This is a genomic window from Photobacterium ganghwense, from assembly GCF_017329545.1.
GTDB classification, from domain to species: Bacteria; Pseudomonadota; Gammaproteobacteria; order Enterobacterales; family Vibrionaceae; genus Photobacterium; species Photobacterium ganghwense.
On the sequence record NZ_CP071326.1, the window covers coordinates 1,962,951 to 1,985,435 of the forward strand.

The following is a 22,485-nucleotide window of genomic DNA, read 5'->3' on the forward strand; positions in this document are numbered from 1 at the left end:
GTGAGTTGATTACTGGTTGGTCAGTATTTCAGGTGATGCCAATCTCGCCTGCCCTGCCCTGCCCTGCCCTGCCCTGCCCTGCCCTGCCCTGCCCGAATGAATGCTGTTAGCCAACCGCGCTTTAGGTTGGTTGTGTTAAATTGAAAATACACTTACCGTAATTCAAGCGAAGATTAATACGCTTCCGGTGTAATCCTATCCACTCAGCCCTTAACTTCGTCAATGAGCAAAATTTACATTGTAAAATAGTGACGCTGTAACACTTTTAATCTGAAGTTTCTAACGAACGAATCTGCTGGAATTTTCGTGTAATTTGTTCTTGGTGTTGGTAGTTTTTTGCTCATTGTTTCCCTTTCTGCTGAGATAAATATCACACAGTGTCGTTCAGCTTTTTATTGTTTTTGTGTTGTTTTGCTGTACAATAAGTCAAAAACTTACAAAGCGAATAATAAGACGATGAACAGGGAACAGACGATAGAAAATTTGCTCAACATTGCGGAGCAAACGAAGCAGGTACAAGCTGACCGTATTGAAATCGTGTTGGAAGAACGTCGTGAGGAAATGTTCCCTCCGATGTCAAAGGCCTTGATGGAAAGTCGCTCTGGCCTGACCCGACGGAAACTGGATGATGCGATTTCCAGAATGGAGAAAGCGGGCCATCAGTTTACCAAAAACAATGCTAATCACTATTCCATTACGCTGGAAGAAGCGCATCAGTTGATGGATGCCGCAAAGAAACCGGCGTTTTATCAGCGCGAAGGTGCCGGTCGTAAGCCATGGATTGTTAATGTGCAGAACCAAAAAGGTGGCACCGGAAAATCGATGACTGCGGTACACCTGGCTGCCTGTCTGGCTCTCGATCTGGACAAACGTTACCGAATTTGTCTGATTGACCTCGACCCGCAGGGGTCGCTGCGTTTGTTTCTGAATCCGCAGATCAGTATTGGTGATCAGGAAACGATTTATTCAGCGGTCGATGTCATGTTAGGTAACGTGCCTGAAAATCAGGCGATCGATAAAGCGTTTTTGATGGGGAATGTCGTCATGCCGACTCAGTACCCGAACCTTAAGACCATTGCAGCGTTCCCTGAAGATGCCATGTTTAATGCTGATGCGTGGCAGGATTTGGCTGAAAATCAGGATCTGAATATTGTCCGTCTGCTGAAAGAGCAGGTGATTGATCCCATCTCCGATGAGTTCGACATCATTATGATCGATACCGGCCCGCACATTGATCCGCTGGTCTGGAACGCCATGTACGCATCGAATGCTCTGATTATTCCGTGTGCCGCCAAGCGTTTGGACTGGGCGTCAACGGTGAACTTTTTCCAGCACTTGCCAACCGTTTACGAGATGTTCCCTGAAGACTGGCACGGCCTGGAGTTTATTCGTCTGATGCCGACTATGTTTGAAGATGACAATAAGAAACAGGTCTCAGTGCTGACGGAGATGAATTACCTGTTGCGTGATCAGGTTATGATGGCGACCGTGCCGCGTAGCCGCGCGTTTGAAACGTGCGCAGACACTTACAGTACGGTGTTTGACCTGACGGCCGCAGAATTTGAAGGGGGGAAGAAAACCCTGTCAACCGCCCAGGAAGCGATTCAGCGTGTTGGTCTTGAGCTGGAACGTGTGATGCATAGCCATTGGGCGAATCTGAACCGGGAGTAAATTAACAGATGGCAATCAAAACGAAAGATCTTAATGCTCGTCTGTTCGGCAAAGCCGATAAACGTCGGGCAACGACGCCGACAGAAGCACAGACTGCGGCGCGTGATAAAGCCGCGGTGATTGAATTGGCCGTGGCCGGCGAAGAGACCGTTGCGTTTGAACTGGTAAAAATCGGTGCTGGTGAGGTTGCGGAAAAAACACAGGTATTTGAAGAAAATGCCCGTGAACAAGCCTTCCTGACGGAGCATGCGCTGGCTGATATTCTGTCTACGCTAAAAGAGCGAGGGCAGCAATACCCGGCTGTCGGCCGATGGTTGGATGATGGCAGAATCGAAGTGCTTGACGGTAGCCGCCGTCGGATGTCGTGTATTCTGGCTGAAAAAGACTTCCTTATTTACGTCGGCAAAGGCATCAACAGTGAACATGCTAAGTTCCTGTCCGATGTTGCGAACGCACACAAGCCGCTGTCGCTGTATGAGCGCGGCAAAGAGATGCAGGCGTTGCTGGAATCTGGCAAAGTGTCGGATCAGAAAGAGCTGGCCAAATATTGTCAGTGTAGCGAGGCTCTGGTGAGTGGGGCACTGAAAGCGGCATCGCTACCGATGGAACTGCTGATGGCGTATCCGAGTGTCAGTGAGCTGGGCCGCCCGACCATTGTGAAGCTGCACCGTCTATTCTTTGGTCTAAGTGAACACCAGCAGCAAGCGTTTGTTGGTGAGCTTAACAATGGTAAAGCAGCACTTTGGAAAACCATTGATGCTTCCGGTATTACCCGGATCACCCGCGAGGTGACTAACCATCTGGAGCAACTGGGTGAGACTCTGAAGCCAAAAATGGTGATTGAAAAGCCTCAGCCGTTGGAGTTGGTGAAAGGTAAAATTTCTTACCTCCGTGAAGGCGACAAGCTGCAGCTTAAGCTGAAAAAGCTGACCGAACGTCAGGCTGACGACATTCTGGCCTATCTGGCAGACTACCTGAAGTAATCAGTAAAACCACGCTCAATAGCGTGGTTTTTTTTTCTCTGTTCCCGCAACTTGGTATGATGCCTGAGTTAACACAAGAAACTCAGGTACCCAGTTCATACCATGAATACCCTCCATGCTTTTTGTTCTCAGCTGAAGGCAAGCGCGCGCTATGCCCGTTGCCGTTATCTGGTCGTTATCCAGGGAAGTCTCTCTTGGTCCCGTTCGACGGCGCAGCTGTTTATTGAGGATGACACTAAGACATTGCAATGCGGCCCGCCACTGTTGGCTGAGATCAATACCATTGCCTTTCGTCAGGCGAAGCAATGGTTAGGCCGTGAGTGCGAAAGCCTGATTGTCAACGCGCGTGATGGTTTTGATGCAGAAGCATTTGGCGCAATGACCGGAACCCTGGTTGGCGGCGGTCTTTGTGTACTTGTTTTACCTGAGCAAGGGTTGCAGACCCGAACGTCAATGTTTGACAGGCGTCTGGCGGGGTTGCTTCAATCCCCGGATGTGTATTGGTTAAGGGAAGGGCAGGTTAGCTATCCTCTCGTTGTTTCCCATTCGGAGCGAGAACCTGACATTGGCAACGGGCGGGCGCAAACATCGCGTTGTGATCAGCCATTCTCGGAAAAGCTTGCGAAGATTGATGCTGATGCCGGCGCGCTGACTGTGTGCCAGGCACAGGCGATAACCGCGATTCGGCGGGTTGTCACCGGCCATCGTAAGCGACCGCTGGTATTAACTGCCGACCGGGGCCGCGGCAAGTCAGCGGCGCTTGGTCTGGCTGCAGCTAGCTTACTGGCTGAACGTTCGCTTCGTATCGGGATTACGGCGCCGTCGTATGCCGCGGCAGAAACGGTGTTTCGTCACGGCGCTATGCGTCTCGGGCTCCCTTTTTCCCAGCAGCGTAAACTTCAGCATGGTAGCGGTTCGCTGGTATTTTTCTCGCCGGATGCGCTATTGGCTGAACAACCCAAACTCGATGTGCTGTTTGTCGATGAAGCGGCGGCAATCCCGGCCACGATTCTCCATACCTTGTTGCAGCGATTTAACCGCTTGGTCTTTGCCAGTACGGTACATGGCTATGAAGGCACTGGGCGTGGGTTTGCGGTGAAGTTTCGGACATTGCTGGATCAGGTCATGCCGCAATGGCGTGAATTTAAGATGGCACAACCGATTCGCTGGGCAGAGCAGGATCCGCTTGAACGATGGGTGTTTAACGCCTTGCTGCTGGATGCTGATATTGACGATGTGGCGTTAGCTGCGGTCGCTATCGGCGAGCAGCAGGGCGATAGGAGGGCGGATTCGCCATCATGTATCGAAATATCTTATCGGGCTATTGATAAACAGACGCTGGGATCGGATGAAAAGTTGTTGCGGCAAGTGTTTGGTCTATTGGTTAATGCGCATTATCAAACATCCCCGTCTGACTTGACTGCACTGCTCGATGACCCACAGCTTCATGTACTGGTTGGTCACGCCAATGAACAGGTTGTCAGCTGCTGTCTGGTTCAGATTGAAGGCGGTTTCGATGATGAGTTGGTGATGCAAATTCAGAACGGCTCACGCCGCCCGAAAGGACATTTACTGGTGCAGTCGCTCGCTGCACACCTGGGAATTGGTCAAGCGGCCAGTCAGCTTGCCGGTCGTATTTTACGGATTGCGGTCCATCCGGATTTGCAACAACAGGGGCTGGGTTTGGCGATGTTGCAATTTACGGAGCGATGGGCTGTTGGTCAGGTAGATTACTTGGGGACGAGTTTCGGATTTGCGCCTGAGTTGTTACGTTTCTGGCAGAAGGCGGGTTATGTGCCGGTCAGACTCGGGTTTAAAAATGATGCTGCCAGCGGTTATCCCTCTTTGCTCTGCGTGCGGGCACTTGAACCTGTCAGCCAGCATTGGCAACTGACCGCTTCAACCATATTTGCGGCCACCTTTGCCAGCAATGCAATGGAGGCTTACTCGCAGTTGGCTTTAGAACAATTTGTACCGCTGTACTTAATGTTATTACCGTCGATGGTGCCGGTACAATCATTGCCGGCAGACATCGTGGATCATCATTTAGCGTTATACTCTGCCGGAGGCTTGGGCTACGAACTGGCTTTGCCTGCGTTGACCATCTGGCTTAATCAGACGTTATTGACTGCTACTCAGGAGCAGGCCGAAACTCTTGCTTACGCTATTGCCAAGGTCATCCAGCGGCAATCCTGGAGTGATATGGTTGTAACGTTTAACCTGGCGGGCAGGAAGCAAGCGGAGCAGGTTTTGCGAGATCTTGTTTATGCTCATCTGAATACATCTGACATCAAGGAGTCTGAATGAAGATTGTAGTTGACACTCATACGCACACACTGGCAAGTGGCCATGCTTACAGCTCGTTATTGGAAAATGCGCAAGCTGCTGCTGAGGCTGGGTTAGCTTTGTTATGTGTGACGGATCATGCGCCCTCAATGCCTGGTGCTCCGCATTTTTGGCATTTTGCCAATCAGAAAATTCTTCCGCGCTTTCTTCATGGGGTTGGCCTGCTACGAGGTATCGAAGCAAATATTATCAACCCTGCTGGTGAGATTGATATCACGCCTCAGGTAGCTGAGCATCTTGATTGGATTTTAGCGAGTTTTCACGAACCGGTTTTTCGCCCGGCAGACAGGGAAACGCATACCCAGACTCTGTTGAACGTGATTCAGTCTGGTCGGGTAGACGCGCTTGGGCACCTTGGTAATCCCAATTTTGATTTTGATTTTGAGCGTGTTATTAAAGCTGCGGCAGAATGTGGCGTGGTTATTGAGATTAACAATTCGTCGTTGTCAGGTTCCCGAGTAGGAAGTGCACCGCGCTGCGAGGACATAGCATCACTTGCGAAAGAACTGGGGGCTCGTATTACCACGGGCTCTGATGCCCATTTCGCGGCGGATGTGGGAAATTTTACCTCAGTAAAAGCATTGCTTGATTATGTCGCTATGCCTGAAGAATTGGTTGTGACAGCAAATGCCCAGCGCTTTCTGGCATTTTTGCTAGAACGTGGTCATCATCCGATTCCCGAATTTTCGGGGATGACCAGCTGAATTTACACTGTAAATTTTTATTCCTTTCAACGGTAAATCTTTTCTTGTCATTTCTTTGCTACCTTGCCGAGTAAATCAGTTCTTTTTTATGACCCGGCAAGGATAGCTGACAGCGTGCAGCCATCAACGACTATGATGAGGCCTGTAATCTCATTCCAAAAATGATGCTATTGTGGCGCAGTGCTACCTAGCCATCTTATGGCGATCACCTCATTTACACTGTAAATTCATATACAGAATGTTGTTCTATAACGTAATTGTGATTTGTCAGATCCGCAGATTTTTTACTAATGTTATAAGACAGCCCGCGCTTGGGGCTAGTTGCGTTTACCTCAAAACAATTAAAACAAAAAAGTTCGAATTCCGTTCTTTGACTATCGTCGGTTTGATAAGGAGGCGTCATGAGCCTGATAAAAGTGCCCAGCCCTGCACTGCGCAAGCTGATTTCAACCCCTGATATCTCGCTTTCGCAGTGGGATGAACGTTGTTACTCGCTCGGAAAAGGGGGCGTGGCTGCCCGTCTCCACTATCAATCGCTGGCAGATGATACGTTGATTGATTGGCATGATGTTGGAGTGAAAGTGTCCATAAATCGTGTTAGTCGCCATTCCCTGTATTTTGAAACTGACCATCGCTTGCCGCCTACAGCCAGTTACCAGCTCTATCTGCATTCTGTTGGCAGGGTGGATGGCTATGTACGCCTTGACCCGGACTCTTCGAATAAGAAACACCCGGCACGCTATCAGTATCAGTTTGTGCTCGATCACTGGCTGAATGAACAACAAGTGGCTGGTATGGCCGGGCTCGACTAATTGCCTGATTCTCGATGTCTGAGGCGATTGTGTTATGTTACATGTGCGGGGTATCACTGATTCAGTGATCTGGCGGTGTTTTCTTGGCTGTATTTGTGACCTGTCGATTATTGGCGAAGTTATTGATTCGGTATTATTTCATTGAATAGCGAGACTGTTATTCGATGACTACTGTATTCAAGGAAGGGAGTCGCAATGGCCGAACGGTTTCTTCGTTTTTCTGACGATGGGCAGGCGGTACTGTTTATCCCGAAAGCTGCGGGGAGACAGGAACAGGAACTGACGCGGGCTGACATTCTGGCTCAGCTTGCGGAGTTAGGCGCGGAGCGCTTTTACCTGTTCGAACAAGCCGTAGATTCTGCATTGGCCAGAGTTAAAACGGCGCAGGCCGCTGAATCTGCCGATAGATCCTCAGGCCATCCTGCTCCCACCTCCCCGAAAGATGCCATTATCGTTGCTGAACGACGTGATGCCCAATTGGTGGTTAAGACTGATCCGGATGGTATGCGGGCCTCTCTGACCGTAACGGCTCCGTATGGTGGAACACACCTTTCAGGACCGGGGTTACTGGATGTGTTACAGTCGCATCATATTGTTAAAGGCATTCGTAAGTCCCAGTTGCAGCACCTGCTTAGTCAAACTCTCGCCCTGAATCCCGGTGAAAAAATATCGTTGCCGGTAGCATTTGGCAAGCTTCCCGAGCACGGTAAAAACACCCGTTTTGAGCCGTTAGTCGAAGATGCAGGCTCTCGTGTGTTGCGTCCTCAGCAGACTGATGATGGTAAAGTGGATATGCGGGATCTGGGAGAATTGATCACCGTAAAATCCGGTCAGCCGTTGATGAGGCGCTACCCCGCGACGGAAGGTACGCAGGGCTACACCGTACACGGCAAGGTATTACCGGCTAAACCGGGTAAGAGTGAAGAGTTTGAGGCTGGCGAGGGGACGCTGATCAGCCAAGCCGATCCGGATATTCTGTTGGCCAACAAGGCCGGTATTCCTGTTCGTCAAAAACGCGGTATGCAGATTGATGACGCATTAACGCTTGCCGGGGTGAATGTGGCAACCGGCCATATCTCCTTTGATGGTAGTGTGATTATTTCCGGTGATGTCACCCCAGGGATGAAAGTGACGGCCAGCGGGAATATCGTGGTGGGTGGTTTTGTCGAACTCGCAGAGCTGACTGCCGGCGGTGACGTAGTCATTCAGAAAGGAATCATTGGGCGTAAGCAAGAGGGCATGGATTATGCGTGTCGGATTATTGCCGGTGGCAGTGTCACCAGTAAATTTGCACAGTTTGCTGGTATTGAAACCGGGATGGATATGGTGTGTACCCTGCACGTATTGCATTGCCGTATCCGTGCCGCCGGTGAAGTCGTTGTCATGGACCAGCTAAAGCGCCACGGCACGTTAAGTGGGGGGGACGTCGAAGCTGGCTATAATGTGAAGGTGGTGAACCTCGGAGCTTTGGCGGGGGTGCCAACGACGGTAAAAGCTTTTACGAAATCCCCGACCTTATTGCAGCATATCCAAGCCGTGCAGCGCGAAATTGATGCGGAACTGGGTCAAATAGATAAGATCCGGCAGGCTCAGCATAAGTTACTTTCCATTCCCCAAGCGAACCGCCCTCCGGAGTTAGTCGACAAAATTCGCACGATTTCCCTGCAACATCAAAGTCTGATGACATCGCTTCGTGAACAGCAACAGCAGTTGCGGGACGAGTATGATGAAGTGCGTCGCTTGGTAGCAGTCAAAGTCCTGAACCGAGTCTATCCAGGCGTTAAGGTGCAGTTAGAGCGAGATTTGATTTCGGTCTCTAATGAACATGGCCCTTCCAAAATCCATTTTGATGACCAGGAACTGGTACTGCAGCCACTTTGATTTACAGTGTAAATGCTATTTACACTGTAAATCAGCCAGCCATTAATAGGATGGCAAGGGTGCACGAATCGTCTGGTTTAGCCGAGATTGCTTTTGTCGAGTTTCGATGATGTAGCCTTGAAAACCACTTACAAATAAATCGGAAAGCCGGTCGAGCTGAGTTTCCGTTTCTACCCGGGTGGCGATGGTTAGAATGTTGAGACTATGCGCCGTACGGGAAATGGACGACAACAGGTTTATCTTCTGTTGGTCATTCAACTGATGCGTGTACGAAAAATCGATTTTGACATAATCCGGCCTGAACTCTGTCAGGTAGTCGAGTGATTTAAAGTAGCGGCCATAGTTGTCGACCCCGAAGCGGAATTTGTAAAACCGAATTGCTGAGCACAACAAGCTGCAGGCATCCGGAGTCCGCACAAAGCTGGTTTCCGGAATTTCAAAAAACAAGCGGCTGGCGAGCCGTTGATTACGCTCCAAGATCTGACTTAACCAGCGAATAAAGGCTGGGTCACTCACGCTGTTTGTCGTGATGTTGATTGCTAATGGGCCCAGCGTGCTGTCGGCATTGAGACGGTTAATGTGATAGGCAATCACGTGGCGGTCGAAGACGACACCGGATCCCACATCTTCAATGGCACCAAGAAATTGCCCGGCTGCATAACGTTGCTGGCCTTTTTGAATGGCCGAAAACACTTCATAGTGGTAAATCCCTTTATTCTCATTGGCGACAGGCTGGTACTGATACTGAATGCCATCATTGTCAATGGCTTCCAGTAGGAGGTTTTTCCATTGCAATTTGCCAAAGGCGATCGGGTGCTCGTTATCATTGGCTAATGTCAGCGGGTGGTCGGGGTTACGTGCGGCCTGAGCCAGTACGTTATCCAGCTGAGCCAGTAACTGGCTGGCATTCCCCGGATGGGTCGCCATCAGTAAGCCGATGTGAACACTGTCTGGCGACTCACAGCCTGAAGCGGTTTGCAATTCTTGGTGCACGCCCAGCAGGGTTTCCCCAATTATGGTTAACTTATCTGACGTAATGTTCGGTGCCAAAACGGCAAACTCGTCGTAAGAGAGTCGGGCCAGAGTGATCTCACTGTGTATGATATTGCTGTTGATACTTTCCGCCAGTTTGCGGACAAACTCATCACCTTCAGTAAAACCGCGATGGCGGTATATGTCATCGATCAGCTTAGATTTAAGGAGCAGTAAGCCACCTTTGGCTGATTCTGCCAACCAGGTGTTAATCTGATTGATGAAGTAATGGCGATTGCCCAAACCAGAGACATTATCCCGGTAGGCCTGTTCCTTCAGTTTGACGGCTTCTTTAGCCTGCAATTTGAAATTTGATTCCAGTTGGCCCGCCAGGTGGTTTAGCATGCGGGCAATTGTCCGTCCTTCGCCATCACCCGGTAGGGGCAGCAGGCTCTTGAACTGGTTGTTCATCACCAGGTTGGCTTGCGCCGCAATGGTGGTGATGGAACGTAGTTTATGATTCAGTACAATGAAGATCAGGAACATCAGCATCAGGCCGCAACCACCGGCGACGATAAAAAATGAAACCGCTTCCTGCCATAGCAACTGTTCACGCGTTTCCGGAGATAATGTAAAAATCAACTCACCCAATGGATTCCCCTCATAGATAAGGGACTCTCTGACCGTTAACGGCTGAAAATCAGCGACTGTTGTAAACCATGGCTGCGCAGTAACAACGGTGTCGGTGCGAGATACCCAGTGCAAGGGTGTTTCTGCATGCGCTGACAACCTGAGTTCGGCCGATAACCCTGGCGTGTGTCTGAGCTGGGTCGTGAAGATGGTTGTTAAGGATGAAGAATCCGCGCGAAGCAGATTGACATGATCCGGCAATGTCAGCCAAGACTCCAAGGTCCGTAAACTTTGCTGTAACTGGGAATGTGCTTGATGGTCAATAGTCGTTTTCAGCACATAGAGATGTGCTGTTGAAAGGGTCAGGAATAACAGCGTCAGGCAGAGAGTTATCCAACTGAACGCAGATTTAATTATGGTCATATCTCAGTCTCGAAACGCAACGTGCAGAATCAGTCGAGGGCGGTAAGGATGTTTGCTGCCTTAAATTATCAAAAAGCGCGCTGAGATAGAGTTGGAAACTTCTTGGCGAGTGATTAAAGCTGAATATGACTCGAAGGATTCTGCAACGTTACTGGCCTTTACAGCGCGCAACGCGCTGTTTGGCTGATTTCAGGAGACTTTAAATTCGTCTTTGTTTATCTCATATTTTTTGAGTTTGTCGTACAGCGTTTTACGTGCCAGGCCAAGTTCTGACTGAACGTCTTTCAGCCGCCCTTGATGACGGTGAAGTGCATCACACAGCAGTTTGCATTCAAAGTCTGCAACCCGGTCTGCCAGAGTGGGGACCTGCTGAGAGTGGGACGCTGCCGTAATGTCGCCATTCGCACCCAGACTGGCTTGTTTTCCCATTAAGGCGTAGCGCTCAGCAAAAGTGCGTAATTCACGAATATTGCCCGGCCAGTTGTACTGGGTTAATTCATGTTCCAGTTCATTATCCACCTGTGGCGGTTCAATTCCGAACCGACTGCAATCCGTTCGAAGAAAGTTTTTAAACAGCATGACAATATCTTCTCGTCGCTGGTGCAGCGGCGGGAGGGCGATGCCGACGAAACCAAGCTCATAATAGAGCGCTTTGACAAATGGAGAGGCATGTTGCAACTGCTGATTATCCAAAGCCGCGGATACAATGATACGGGGTGACTCAGGCGCTTTGGCTTCACGAATCGCTGTCAGGAGCGGTAGTTGCAATGCTGACGGTATCTGTTCGATGTGCTTGAGATACAGTGTACCGCCAGAGGCACGGTGAAAGGCGCTTGCCGCTGCCGTACCCGATAGGGTATCTGATTCATCGTTGGTGAGACCAAACAGCTCGTGGTGGAGTTGATGAGGATGTTCCGTCTGACAATTGATTGTAATAAAAGGGGAGTGCTGTCGGTTACTGTGATCATGGGTAAAGCGCGCGACCAGCGACTTCCCTGTGCCGTGCTGGCCATGGATAAACAGTGGTGTGGGATTCTGGGCCAGATGAGACAACACCCGACGCAGTTGCCGGATCATCGGCGAGGTGCCCAGTAATCGAGGCCCCGGACCACTCTGCACTTCCAGCTCACGGCGTAGCTCACGATTCTCGAGTACCAGTTGGCGTTTGTCAGCGGCCCGCTTTACCACATCAAGCAGGTGTTCGGTTGAGAATGGTTTCTCCAAAAAGTCATAGGCGCCGATTCGCATCGATTCGACGGCCATCGAAATATCACCGTGTCCGGTCAGCATGATAATGCTGAATTCCGGATCAATGGCCAGTGCCTGCTTGAGAAAGGTCAGCCCGTTGATCACCGGCATGTTGATATCTGTAATGATCACGCCCTGAAATTGGGTATCGAGCACGTCTAAAGCCGGTTTGGCGCCGGGAAATAACTGGACATCATAATCCTCCAGCTCCAGAGTTTGGCCTAGCGCATCACGGATGGCTTTGTCATCGTCGATAAAAATGACGGGAATGTTCATGAGGATCTCTCACTCGATAAAGGCAGAGTAATAATAAATTCAGCGCCGCCACCAGGATGATCTGTCACTGACAGTTCTCCCTGGCTGGCATGAAGAATGCGCTGGGAGATGGTCAGACCCAGTCCTAAGCCATCTGGCTTAGTGGTATAGAATGGGTTGAAAACTGATTGTTTCTGCTGATCCGATAAACCGGGACCGTTATCCCAGACATGGCAGGACAGGGTGTTCTGATAACAGGTAAAATCAACGCCTATCTGAGGCTCTGGGTGCTCTGCCAAAGCCTGCACGCTGTTTTGTAACAGGTTAACCAAGACTTGTTCAAATTGTACTGCATCAATGTCGACTGTCGTGTCGGCGTTCAACTCCCCGATCCGCAGCACGACCCCTTGCTTGATCAGGCTGGTGCGCAGCAAGGCGGCAGCCGCACGAACGGACTCATGGACATTGGTGTGGCGCGTGGCTGCCTGCGGGGAGGTCTTGCGGGCAAAAACTTTAAAACGGGCAATGATGTCGGCAACTAAACCATTGAGGCGAACAATTTCGTCCAGGTTTCCGGCGACAGCCTCAAAACGTTCTTTTGCTAACAATTTGCGGGAGTTTTCGGCATAGGTCCGCATGGCTGCCAGCGGCTGGTTAATTTCATGGTTGATGCTGGCAGACAGCTCGCCCAGCATCGCCAACTTGGCAGCTTGCATCAGTTCTGATTGCGTTTGTTTCAGCTCGGCCTGGCTGAGTTCGTACTGGCGCAGGGTTTGTTTGAGTTGCTGATTGGCATTTTGCAGGTTCTGGGTACGTTTGGTGACCGTCCGTTCCAGCTTGCTGTTCAGCTTCGCCAGATCACGGCGAGCACGGTAAGTCTGCCACCAAGCATGAAGGGCAAAGCACAGCAAAATATACAGCAGGATAAAAATCAGTAATTCTTGTCCTACCATCTGGCTGACCGCCGTCAATGGGGTGAAACCGTAAATGGTCCAGCCGGCTTTTGCCATCTCATGGCGAGCAAATGAAAACCGGGTCTGTTTGCCGCTGCCCGGAGCACTTATAACCGGGTAGCTTAGCTGATTGAATTCTGCCAGGGTAGAGGAATGGGTCAGTGGTGCCAGAGGAGCATTGCCGTACTGTCGTGAGGCAATCACTTGTTGCCGTACTTCCGGACTGAGGGCGGCCAGGCTGTGATACAGCCAGGTTGGTTCTGAGCTGTAAAACACAATGCCTCGTGCATCGGTGATCGCATACTCAATTTCTTCGTATTGCCAGATATCCTGAATCAGCGACAGATCAACTTTGATCGTCAGTACTCCCAGTACCGTATTTTCATAACGGACCGGCGCCGAAAAGAAGTAGCCGCGTTTTTCTGAACTGACCCCTAAGGCAAAATATTGCCCGTGTCGGCCTTGAAAGGCTTGCTGGAAATACGGACGGTAATGGTAATTTTGTCCGACAAATGATTGTTTCGCTTGCCAGTTGCTGGACGCCAGTGTCGTGCCATTGGGATCCATCAGATAAATTGTGTCAGCGCCTAGGGTGTTGCACCACTCCTGCAGCATCTGGCTGGTGACCTGAAATTGATTGGTTACCGGGTATCGTTCTGATACATCACTGAGAAGCGGCCCCAGTAAACGGGGATCATTGGCCAGTACTTGAGGCAAACGACTATAGCGTTTTAACTGTACGTCGATTTTGTTTCCCAGCTGGTCAACATTCGCGATCAGTTTCTGGTTGAGTTGTTGCTGAGCCTGATGATAGGTCAGTGAAGCAACGGCACCAGTACCGAGACAGCCGATCACGATTGCCAGCGTCAGGAACTTTCTTTTTATCGTCATATGTTCGTCAGCAGGAAAAGCAGAAGGCTAATGTAGCAAACTTTTGGCGTTGCTTCAGCGAGGTGGCTATCAGTTAAGCACCCTGCCGGATTGAGCTTGTGTTTCGCCAAGACAAAGCGCAAAATTTTAGCGTCAGTCGTACTTCACAGATAACTAGCGGAGATAACAATGGAATTGTCTGATATTCGTCGTGACTATACACGCGGTGGATTGCGCCGTCACGATTTACCTGAGCAGCCAGAAAAGCTGTTTGAAAAATGGCTGGACCAGGCGATAGCGGCCAATCTGACGGATCCGACTGCGATGACAATTGCGACGGTGGACGAACATGGCCAGCCGTATCAGCGAATTGTTCTGCTGAAGCATTACGATCAAGATGGTTTTGTTTTTTACACTAACCTGGGCAGCCGTAAAGCCAGCCATCTCGAGCACAACTCGCGTATCAGCCTGCATTTTCCATGGCACCCGCTGGAGCGTCAGGTACATATCACCGGCACTGCAACCAAGCTTTCCAAGATGGAAGTGATGAAATATTTCACGTCCCGTCCGAAAGAAAGCCAGATTGCGGCCTGGGCCAGTAAGCAGAGTTCACGTCTGACTGCCCGTCAGGCGCTGGAAAGCAAGTTTATGGAGCTGAAGCAGAAGTTCGCGCAAGGTGAAGTGCCGGTGCCAACCTTCTGGGGGGGATACCGGGTGAAAATTAACTCGATAGAATTCTGGCAAGGTGGCGCAAATCGTTTGCACGATCGCTTTATCTACACGCGCACGGCAACAGATAGCCAGGAGTGGACGATTGAGCGCTTGGCGCCGTAACACAGTATTTGTGTCATCTGAATAAAAAGAGCAGCTTCGGCTGCTCTTTTTTGTGTTCTGCGTTCAGGCCAGTTGCGGTTGGCTGGTAACGATGCTGATGCCTTCCGGATGGCGAAGTTTCAGCGCTTTCTCAGCGCTGGCAATGGACTCCACTTCATTATTTGCCTGAATATGGTATTTGCAAGGAATATTGAAGTGAGGGTGTACAACGTAAGTGATAGTGAACTGTTTCATACTGTTTCCGAGAATAACTGTGGCTTGCGGCCATGAATCAAATCTGAGCGGATTATAGGCAATGGCTATCGCTCAGATTTTGATCTGGAAACAGGGTTGGTACTGCAAAACCGCAATCTAAAGATCCGATCTTTTTCTATCTGGCGGTTACTCTTTCAGGATGACAGAAAGCTGGCGTTTGAGCATGCTTTCCGGAATATGTGAGCCGTAGCCGAGATCCAGGGCGATATCCAGCAGTTCATTTTTGGAGTTGGCGTTAAATTTCTCGCGCAGTCGCAGTACATAGTTTTCGACTGTTTTGACTGATACGCCAAGCACCTTACTGATGTACTGAGGTTTTTTGCCATAAAGCAACAAAAACAGCACTTCTGACTCGCGGGTGTTTAGGTTGAGCGGGCGATGGTTGAGATCCAGGTTAAAAGACGCTTGTTCTTTCGGATCCAGGCCGGCTGCGCGGCAAATCCAGTGCCCGACTTCCAGTACGGCGGTATCTTTCAGCTCGACACCAGAGAAAATCGTGCCAACGACGTCATTATTTTCATCTCGCCACGGGGTTTTAGTGAATAAATGTGCACGCCAGCTCCCGTCCGAGTAGGGATGAATATCCAGCACCCGCATTCTTTTGCCCGTTAAAATAACCTGGCTGTCCTGCTCGCGAAATGCTTCGGCACATTCCACCGTTGGGCTTGGCATATCAAAATCAGTGCGGCCAATACAATCTAAATGATGGTCGACCCCAATAATTTCCCCATATTCTGCATTTGCATAAACAAAAACAGAGTCTTTATCTTTACAGCCCCAGCATCCGGGGAGTTGATTAAATAAATGTAATAATGACGGGTCGACTTTATTTTTCACTTACGCAGCCTGAACCAAATAACGTTAAACCAAATACAAGAGGGAAGTGTAAAGGAATATGGCGGGGTTACAATATCCGGATGACGGTTAATTGGACATTAATGGAGAAAAACAAAAAAAAGCCGACCTATTTAGGTCGGCAAAGACAAGAGTTTGACTCCGAAGAGCACAATCCTGTACGACGTGTAGAAGAGGTATCCAATCAGATTCATAATCTTCGATATGAGGGTGTATATCAAAGCAAATCCGCTTGGCATGTATCCAAAGCTGGATACGGCTAACAGTAAACGCTGAATCCCGTTTGCTGCCTGCGGGACTAAATGTATCGCAGCGGGGCGCGTAGTTTAAGGGGGGAATTCACCTATTGACAATATTTTTACTTTGTGATTTGTTATTTTTGTCTGTGAAAGTTGACATTTCTTCACACTATTCGCGTATTTAACCCTCTTTCTTAAAATATCCTGTTAGTTTCATAGTTAATTGACAGGTTATTCAAATATACCGCATATCGGTGTTACATTTATTTTTAATCATAAAAGTGAAACAGGTCACATCGCGTATCGGGCATATAATGCGACTGCCCAGTTATGCATACATGTGATATGCCCGTTGTTTATTTGCTACCAATAATCAGAATTTATATTTCAGGTCAGGGCTTTATCGACGAGGTTTATTTTTCTTACCTGACATTTATCGCGAAGAAAAATAACTAAAATGGCTACCTTGCCGGGTAGCCAAATAATTTAGTCAATAAGCCGGAAAGTTTTTAGCAGGGTGATGCCAAGGCTACAGGTAAATAGTGAGCCTAACGTTGTGATGGCAATAATGTTGGCGGCCAGATTGGCATTTCCCCCCATGTTTCGTGCCATGACATAACTGGCTGCGGCTGTGGGGGCTGCACTCATCAAAAAGATAATACCCAGCTCCAGTTCTCTGAATCCGGCCCAATAGCCTGCCAGTGTGATCAGCAGGGGGGCGATAATCAGACGTCCGCTGCTGGCAAAGTGGGTCAGGGTTGAACTTTGTCGAAGCTGCTTGAAATCCAGACTGGCCCCGGTACACAACAAGGCAAGCGGCAAGGTCATATCAGCAAAATAACGGCCGGAATCGGTCAGGATTTGCGGAATGGGAATCGTAAACACGGAAAAGGGTAATGCCAGTACGATGCTGAGGATAAGCGGATTGGTGGTGATGGAACGTATCAGAAACCGGGTGCCCAGCTGTTGTTGTTGCGGGTTTGCCCGGCTGAGGGTGATGACCGCCAGAATGTTGTAGAGCACCGTAATGGCTGCCACATACAGTGAGCCAATTGCCAGGCCAGTTTCACCGAATGCGTTGCTGACATACGCCAGCCCGATAATTCCGGTGTTGGCGCGAAATGCGCCCTGCACTACGACACCAATATCACGACGTTCCTTGATCAGCTTTCCGGCGAGGCTTTCAAACAGCAGATAAATCAAAATGTTGGCCACAACCGCATACCCCAACAGATTGACATTGCCGATCTGGGCCAAATCGGCCTTGGCGACGCTTAGAAACAACATGGCTGGCAGGGTGATGGTAAAGACCAATTTGGAGCCGGTTTCGATAAACGGGTCTGTCAGAATCCCCCGGCGTTTAAGGAACACCCCCAGCCCGAGCATCAAGAAGATGGGCCCGGTAACGGAAAAAGAGTAGTGCAGCTGTGTGAAAAATTCGTTCATGAAACGGTATCCTTATTGTGAGCCCTATTTGTAGCACAATTAACATACACTGTGTAACAAGATCATCGGATCGGTAACCACTTGATCTTCATGGGAATGCATTGAGTCACTCGGCGTCGTTATCCATGTGACAAACGGACGCTAAGGTGTTGATAATAGATGGAACGATGATCAAGGCTGGCTAAATAACGGAGGGTGTTGGTTCAATTGGAACGATGATCAAGTACGATCCCGATCCATTTTTTCACACTGGCCCTGAAGCATGATCAAGGGAAACCCCATCATTGTGGCGGAGGTGTGGGTCTGGTTGGGCGGGCTTATCCTGATGATTCTCGGATCAATTTTCTATCTATATGATTTAAAATATTTAAATTCCATTTTTGGGGCGGAGAAAATGTATACACTTAACGTCGATTGCGAGGTGATGTGTGACCTCGATTAGGGAAATTTGTGTTGAAAATCAACAGAAGTGATTTGAAACGACATCCGCCGTAAATAATTGCTTCTTGATCATAGTTCCGCTGTTATCGTGGGGGGAGAAGGTATGGTATGATCTTTCTATGTCCTTACTACGGCCCTGCAACTTTTTAGCATGAGTGACAAGCTATATTCGGTGACCTACAAACCTTCCGAGATCATCAAGCTGCCGGAACAGATGGATCATCACAACCACGGTTATAACCAGGTCGTGATTGGGCTGTCCGGGCAAACGGAATTTGATATTGAAGGGGCGGGAAATCTGGTCTGCCCGGGGCAGGGCTGCCTGGTAGCGGCGGATTCGGAACACGCCTTTTCCGGTATCGGTAACAATGAAATTCTGGTGCTTAATGTTCCGGTCGAACAATCACAGGCTGTGTATACATCGAACAACCTGTCTCGCCTGTTTGAACAATCCGGTTATTTTCATCTGGATCGCCAGGCGCAAAACCTGATCCAGGTGCTGACTGCTGAGATGATTGCACACCCCGATGACTTACTGCTCAGCAAAGCGTGTACCGATACGTTGATGTGTGTCCTGCATCGGCACTTCAAACCGCTGAATGAGGAGCGTCATTTCTATCGCCTGAATATGGATATCATCGATCAGTACATTGTTCAGCATCTGACCCGGAAAATTTCCGTGTCTCAGCTTGCTGGTCTGGTGTTTCTGGGAGAAAGTCAGTTCCATTTCCTGTTTAAAGAACAAACCGGTATGACTCCGCACCAGTATGTACTGAAAAAACGTCTGGAATTGGCGCGTGAGCTGATTGAAGAATCCAAATTGAGTGTGGCGCAGGTTGCCCACAGTACCGGCTTTGCCAGCCAAAGCAGTTTTACCCAGTCATTTACCCGTCTGTTTGGTAAGCCTCCGGCACGTTATCGCAAAGATAATCAGGGCTATTGAGCCAGCGTTCCGCTGTTTGCCCACAAAATCTGTCTTCTTGTTTTTTTGTCTGGTTAAGTGTCGAGCTTTCAACCCTCTCACCTTCGTTTCTTGTGAACAACAGTGCGTTTACGACAATGCTTGCGGCCTCTCTCGGCACTGCCGTGTGAGTGGCTGAATCGTAAACGGCCACTGTCAAATCAGGCGTTGTTTCTGTAACAACTCAGCCTTGTTCAGAATGGCTGATGAAACCCGCTGTTAGCCTTCTTTTTACATTTTCCCGTCAGCGCACTGTACCCGTGTATGGCTTCTATCCTTCCGTGATCATCGTTCCACCTCTCTGGTCTGTTTCTGACCATCGTTAACTGGTGAGTTTGTGACCATTTTTATGCTACCGGTTAAGTAAAAATGCATCATTTCTAAAAATCCTGGGTCGATTTTTGTTAAAGGCCGGACTTTTTCTAAAAATTATCGGAGAATACAGCAAGACTCCAGGGTTGCCGGAAAATAAAATCTCCTCAACAGTAACACTGATGTAACATTTATCCTGGGGAAGGACATTCAGCCAACATATCTGCTGAGTTCTGGATCAGGTTCAATCATGAGGGAATCACTTATGTTCAATGCGGCAGAAGTACTTCAGCCTACTTTTATTGAGCGTCCATTAAGCGACTTGTGGTCGCTGATTTCACCGTTGTACGCGGTGGATGAGTCGCAATGGCTGAACCAGCTTATCCCGCTGGCAACACCGACCGAGCAAGAGCTGCAATACACAACGGAACAGGCTACGACCCTGATTGAGCGCGTTCGTGCCGATCAGAATGCGATCCAAATGATCGATGCGCTGCTGCTTGAATACAGTCTGGATACCAAAGAAGGGATCCTGCTGATGTGTCTGGCTGAGGCCCTGATGCGAATTCCGGATGCTGAAACTGCTGACGCGCTGATCCGCGACAAACTCAGTGTGGCAGATTGGAAATCGCACCTGAAGAACTCTGATTCGTTGTTTGTAAACGCTTCTACCTGGGGTCTGATGCTGACCGGTAAAGTCGTGACTATGGATGCCAAAGAAGACGGTACGCCAGGCCACGTGATTAACCGCTTGGTCAACAAAATGTCTGAGCCTGTGATTCGTCAGGCGATGAATCAGGCGATGAAGATCATGGGCCACCAGTTCGTGCTGGGCCGTACCATCGCCGAAGCGATGAAAAACGGTAAGACCAAGCGTGAGCAGGGCTTTACGTATTCCTTTGACATGCTGGGTGAAGCGGCGCTGACTGCCCAGGATGCGGATAAATATTTCAAAGACTACATCATGGCCGTCGAAGCCGTTGGCCGTGAAAATGACAAGAACAACTTCAGTCGTTCGCCGGATCCTACCGTGTCGATCAAGCTGTCTGCACTGCATCCACGCTATGACGTATCGAACGAAGCGCGTGTGCTGGATGAGATGTACGTGTCAGTGCTGTCGCTGCTAAAACGTGCACGCGAACTGAATGTCGGCATCACTATTGATGCGGAAGAAGCTGACCGTCTTGAGCTGTCGCTGAAGCTGTTTGAAAAACTGTACCGTTCTGATGTCGTTAAAGGCTGGGGACGTTTTGGCCTCGTGGTTCAGGCTTATTCCAAGCGTGCGCTGCCGGTGCTGACTTGGCTGGCTGCTCTGGCGAAAGAACAGGGTGATGTGATCCCGCTGCGTCTGGTAAAAGGCGCCTACTGGGACAGCGAACTCAAGCTTTCTCAGCAAAGTGGTTACGCCGGGTACCCGGTCTACACCCGCAAAGAATCAACGGATACCTCTTACCTCGCGTGTGCCCGCTTCCTGCTGTCGTCTCACCTGAAAGGGTTGATCTATCCGCAGTTTGCCAGCCATAACGCCCACACGGTATCGGCGATTGTCGCCATGTCTGGCGGTAACCGTAACTTTGAGTTCCAGCGTCTGCATGGGATGGGTGATGCGCTGTACAACCATGTGATGGCCATGCACGGCACCAACGTGCGTATCTACGCGCCGGTAGGCAGTCACAAAGACCTGCTGCCATACCTGGTTCGTCGTCTGTTGGAAAACGGGGCTAATAGTTCGTTCGTTCACCGTTTGGTGGATGCAAACTGCCCGGTTGAAACGCTGACTCAGCATCCGGTGGATGCGCTGCTGTCACGTCCATCACTGAACAACAGCCTGATTCCATTGCCGTCGGCGATTTTCGGAGAGTCACGTAAGAACTCTGCCGGGGTTAACATTGAGATTGAATCGGAATGGGCACCGTTTGCGGCGTCGGTTGCGAAGTTTGCTGAACATCAGTGGCAGGCCGGTCCGATTATCAACGGTGAAGTGCGTACCGAAACCAAACAGGGTTTCGACGTTAAAGCGCCGTACGATCGTCGTGAAGCGGTCGGGCACGTCGCTTTTGCTGATGCTGAGATTGCTGCTGAAGCTATTTCCGTGGCTGAGCAAGCGTATCCGGAATGGTCCACCCGTCCGGCCAGCGAGCGTGCAGTCTGCATCCAGCGCCTGGCTGACCTGCTGGAAGACAATCTGGGTGAACTGGTTGCTTTGTGTCATCGCGAAGCCGGTAAAACCATTCAGGACAGCATTGACGAAGTGCGCGAAGCCGTAGATTTCTGTCGTTACTATGCGGATCAGGCGTCTGTGAATTTCAGCCAGCCGAAAGCGGTAACGGGTTTTGATGGCAATGTGAAGCAAATCAGTTATCAGGGACGCGGTGTCTTCACCTGTATTAGCCCGTGGAACTTCCCGCTGGCCATTTTCCTGGGACAAGTATCTGCAGCACTGGTGGCCGGCAATACGGTTGTGGCTAAACCCGCAGAGCAAACGTCGCTGATTGCATTCCGTGCGATTGAGATGATGCTTGAAGCTGGGGTCCCGGCTGGTGCGGTTCAGCTGGTACCAGGACGTGGTCGTGAGGTGGGTGCTCCGCTGACATCCGATGTCCACATCGCTGGTGTGGCTTTTACCGGTTCGACTGAAACGGCTCAGGCGATTAACCGTAGCCTGGCGGCGCGTGACTGTGCACCGGTGCCGTTTATTGCTGAAACCGGTGGCCAGAATGCGATGATCGTCGACAGTACGGCCCTGCCAGAGCAGGTGGTACGTGATGTTGTGCGTTCATCCTTTGCTTCTGCCGGTCAGCGTTGTTCTGCCCTGCGTGTACTGTTCATTCAGCAGGATATTGCCGATCGTGTGATTAGCCTGATTAAAGGGGCTATGGCTGAGCTGTCTGTGGGTCGCCCGCAGTTGCACTCAACCGATGTCGGCCCGGTCATTGATCTGACTGCCCGCAATAAACTGATGACGCACATTCAGTCCCTGAAGAACCAAGCCAAGCTGGTTGCCCAGGCGAAGCTGGATGATAGCTGCCAGCACGGTGATTTCGTGGCGCCTACAGCGTTTGAAATTCCGTCTATTGATGTGCTGAAGAATGAGAACTTCGGACCAATCCTGCACATCGTTCGTTTTAAAGCCTCCGAACTTGATCAGGTCATTGACCAAATCAACAACACCGGCTTTGGCCTCACGATGGGGGTTCACAGCCGTAACGAACGTACCTACACCCATATTGAGCGTCGTGCCCGTGTGGGTAACTGCTACATCAACCGTGATCAGGTCGGTGCGGTAGTTGGCGTTCAGCCGTTCGGCGGACAGGGGCTGTCTGGTACAGGCCCGAAAGCAGGTGGTCCACACTATCTGTACCGCTTTACCAAAGATGTTGTTGAAGCCTGATGG

Annotated in this window: 15 protein-coding genes; 9 read left to right on the top strand and 6 right to left on the bottom strand. The window is 50.0% G+C overall.

What is annotated here, in order from left to right; translation table 11 throughout:
• The first annotated feature begins 456 nt into the window (after positions 1-456).
• The 6 genes from FH974_RS24945 to FH974_RS24970 all read left to right on the top strand — a co-directional run bounded on the left by FH974_RS24945 (position 457) and on the right by FH974_RS24970 (position 8,397).
• Complete coding sequence (locus tag FH974_RS24945; protein WP_047884986.1) at positions 457-1,671, top strand: ParA family protein; 1,215 nt, start codon at positions 457-459, stop codon at positions 1,669-1,671.
• Between the two features lie 8 nt (positions 1,672-1,679).
• Positions 1,680-2,654 (top strand): ParB/RepB/Spo0J family partition protein, encoded by a 975-nt coding sequence (locus FH974_RS24950; protein ID WP_047884985.1) that lies wholly within the window; start codon positions 1,680-1,682, stop codon positions 2,652-2,654.
• Between the two features lie 102 nt (positions 2,655-2,756).
• Positions 2,757-4,961, top strand: coding sequence for a tRNA(Met) cytidine acetyltransferase TmcA (locus FH974_RS24955; RefSeq protein WP_047884984.1), 2,205 nt, complete (start codon positions 2,757-2,759; stop codon positions 4,959-4,961).
• The gene (locus tag FH974_RS24960; protein WP_047884983.1) at positions 4,958-5,704 is read left to right on the top strand and encodes a phosphatase; all 747 of its coding nucleotides are present in this window, start codon (positions 4,958-4,960) and stop codon (positions 5,702-5,704) included. Before FH974_RS24955 ends, FH974_RS24960 begins: the two co-directional genes overlap by 4 nt.
• Before the next feature lie 401 nt (positions 5,705-6,105).
• Positions 6,106-6,516 (top strand): hypothetical protein, encoded by a 411-nt coding sequence (locus FH974_RS24965; protein ID WP_047884982.1) that lies wholly within the window; start codon positions 6,106-6,108, stop codon positions 6,514-6,516.
• Positions 6,517-6,711: 195 nt separating this feature from the next.
• Positions 6,712-8,397 carry a FapA family protein gene (locus FH974_RS24970; RefSeq protein ID WP_207103924.1) on the top strand — a complete coding sequence of 562 codons (1,686 nt, stop codon included), beginning with the start codon at positions 6,712-6,714 and terminating at the stop codon, positions 8,395-8,397.
• Between the two features lie 42 nt (positions 8,398-8,439).
• On the opposite strand, the gene FH974_RS24975 is transcribed toward FH974_RS24970, so the two are convergent.
• The 3 genes from FH974_RS24975 to FH974_RS24985 form a co-directional block, all read right to left on the bottom strand.
• Entirely contained in the window at positions 8,440-10,422 is a 1,983-nt protein-coding gene (locus tag FH974_RS24975; RefSeq protein ID WP_207103925.1) for an EAL domain-containing protein, read from the bottom strand.
• 189 nt (positions 10,423-10,611) lie between these two features.
• Positions 10,612-11,946, bottom strand: coding sequence for a sigma-54-dependent transcriptional regulator (locus tag FH974_RS24980; protein WP_047884980.1), 1,335 nt, complete (start codon positions 11,944-11,946; stop codon positions 10,612-10,614).
• Entirely contained in the window at positions 11,943-13,769 is a 1,827-nt protein-coding gene (locus tag FH974_RS24985) for a sensor histidine kinase (protein WP_047884979.1), read from the bottom strand. The genes FH974_RS24980 and FH974_RS24985 overlap by 4 nt, the downstream gene beginning before the upstream one ends.
• 168 nt (positions 13,770-13,937) lie before the next feature.
• Here FH974_RS24985 and pdxH point away from each other — a divergent pair, with 168 nt between their 5' ends.
• Positions 13,938-14,582 carry a pyridoxamine 5'-phosphate oxidase gene (gene pdxH, locus FH974_RS24990; protein ID WP_047884978.1) on the top strand — a complete coding sequence of 215 codons (645 nt, stop codon included), beginning with the start codon at positions 13,938-13,940 and terminating at the stop codon, positions 14,580-14,582.
• 63 nt (positions 14,583-14,645) lie between these two features.
• Here pdxH and FH974_RS24995 read toward each other — a convergent pair whose 3' ends face one another.
• The 3 genes from FH974_RS24995 to FH974_RS25005 form a co-directional block, all read right to left on the bottom strand.
• Positions 14,646-14,816, bottom strand: a complete 171-nt coding sequence (locus tag FH974_RS24995) for a hypothetical protein (protein WP_047884977.1) — start codon at positions 14,814-14,816, stop codon at positions 14,646-14,648.
• A 147-nt stretch (positions 14,817-14,963) separates the two neighbouring features.
• Positions 14,964-15,674 carry a helix-turn-helix transcriptional regulator gene (locus FH974_RS25000; RefSeq protein WP_047884976.1) on the bottom strand — a complete coding sequence of 237 codons (711 nt, stop codon included), beginning with the start codon at positions 15,672-15,674 and terminating at the stop codon, positions 14,964-14,966.
• 743 nt (positions 15,675-16,417) lie between these two features.
• Positions 16,418-17,377, bottom strand: coding sequence for an AEC family transporter (locus FH974_RS25005; protein ID WP_047884974.1), 960 nt, complete (start codon positions 17,375-17,377; stop codon positions 16,418-16,420).
• Between the two features lie 592 nt (positions 17,378-17,969).
• On the opposite strand from FH974_RS25005, the gene FH974_RS25010 reads away from it, so the two are divergent.
• The gene (locus FH974_RS25010; protein ID WP_047884972.1) at positions 17,970-18,761 is read left to right on the top strand and encodes a helix-turn-helix domain-containing protein; all 792 of its coding nucleotides are present in this window, start codon (positions 17,970-17,972) and stop codon (positions 18,759-18,761) included.
• Positions 18,762-19,356: 595 nt separating this feature from the next.
• Positions 19,357-22,482 carry a bifunctional proline dehydrogenase/L-glutamate gamma-semialdehyde dehydrogenase PutA gene (putA, locus tag FH974_RS25015; protein WP_207104275.1) on the top strand — a complete coding sequence of 1,042 codons (3,126 nt, stop codon included), beginning with the start codon at positions 19,357-19,359 and terminating at the stop codon, positions 22,480-22,482.
• Positions 22,483-22,485 lie beyond the last annotated feature (3 nt).

Excerpts from the sequence above, each read along its gene's own strand:
- FH974_RS24945 (WP_047884986.1), top strand. The coding sequence starts at position 457 with ATGAACAGGGAACAGACGATAGAAAATTTGCTCAACATTGCGGAGCAA.
- FH974_RS24950 (WP_047884985.1), top strand. The coding sequence starts at position 1,680 with ATGGCAATCAAAACGAAAGATCTTAATGCTCGTCTGTTCGGCAAAGCC.
- FH974_RS24955 (WP_047884984.1), top strand. The coding sequence starts at position 2,757 with ATGAATACCCTCCATGCTTTTTGTTCTCAGCTGAAGGCAAGCGCGCGC.
- FH974_RS24960 (WP_047884983.1), top strand. The coding sequence starts at position 4,958 with ATGAAGATTGTAGTTGACACTCATACGCACACACTGGCAAGTGGCCAT.
- FH974_RS24965 (WP_047884982.1), top strand. The coding sequence starts at position 6,106 with ATGAGCCTGATAAAAGTGCCCAGCCCTGCACTGCGCAAGCTGATTTCA.
- FH974_RS24970 (WP_207103924.1), top strand. The coding sequence starts at position 6,712 with ATGGCCGAACGGTTTCTTCGTTTTTCTGACGATGGGCAGGCGGTACTG.
- FH974_RS24975 (WP_207103925.1), bottom strand. The coding sequence starts at position 10,422 with ATGACCATAATTAAATCTGCGTTCAGTTGGATAACTCTCTGCCTGACG.
- FH974_RS24980 (WP_047884980.1), bottom strand. The coding sequence starts at position 11,946 with ATGAACATTCCCGTCATTTTTATCGACGATGACAAAGCCATCCGTGAT.
- FH974_RS24985 (WP_047884979.1), bottom strand. The coding sequence starts at position 13,769 with ATGACGATAAAAAGAAAGTTCCTGACGCTGGCAATCGTGATCGGCTGT.
- pdxH (WP_047884978.1), top strand. The coding sequence starts at position 13,938 with ATGGAATTGTCTGATATTCGTCGTGACTATACACGCGGTGGATTGCGC.
- FH974_RS24995 (WP_047884977.1), bottom strand. The coding sequence starts at position 14,816 with ATGAAACAGTTCACTATCACTTACGTTGTACACCCTCACTTCAATATT.
- FH974_RS25005 (WP_047884974.1), bottom strand. The coding sequence starts at position 17,377 with ATGAACGAATTTTTCACACAGCTGCACTACTCTTTTTCCGTTACCGGG.
- FH974_RS25010 (WP_047884972.1), top strand. The coding sequence starts at position 17,970 with ATGAGTGACAAGCTATATTCGGTGACCTACAAACCTTCCGAGATCATC.
- putA (WP_207104275.1), top strand. The coding sequence starts at position 19,357 with ATGTTCAATGCGGCAGAAGTACTTCAGCCTACTTTTATTGAGCGTCCA.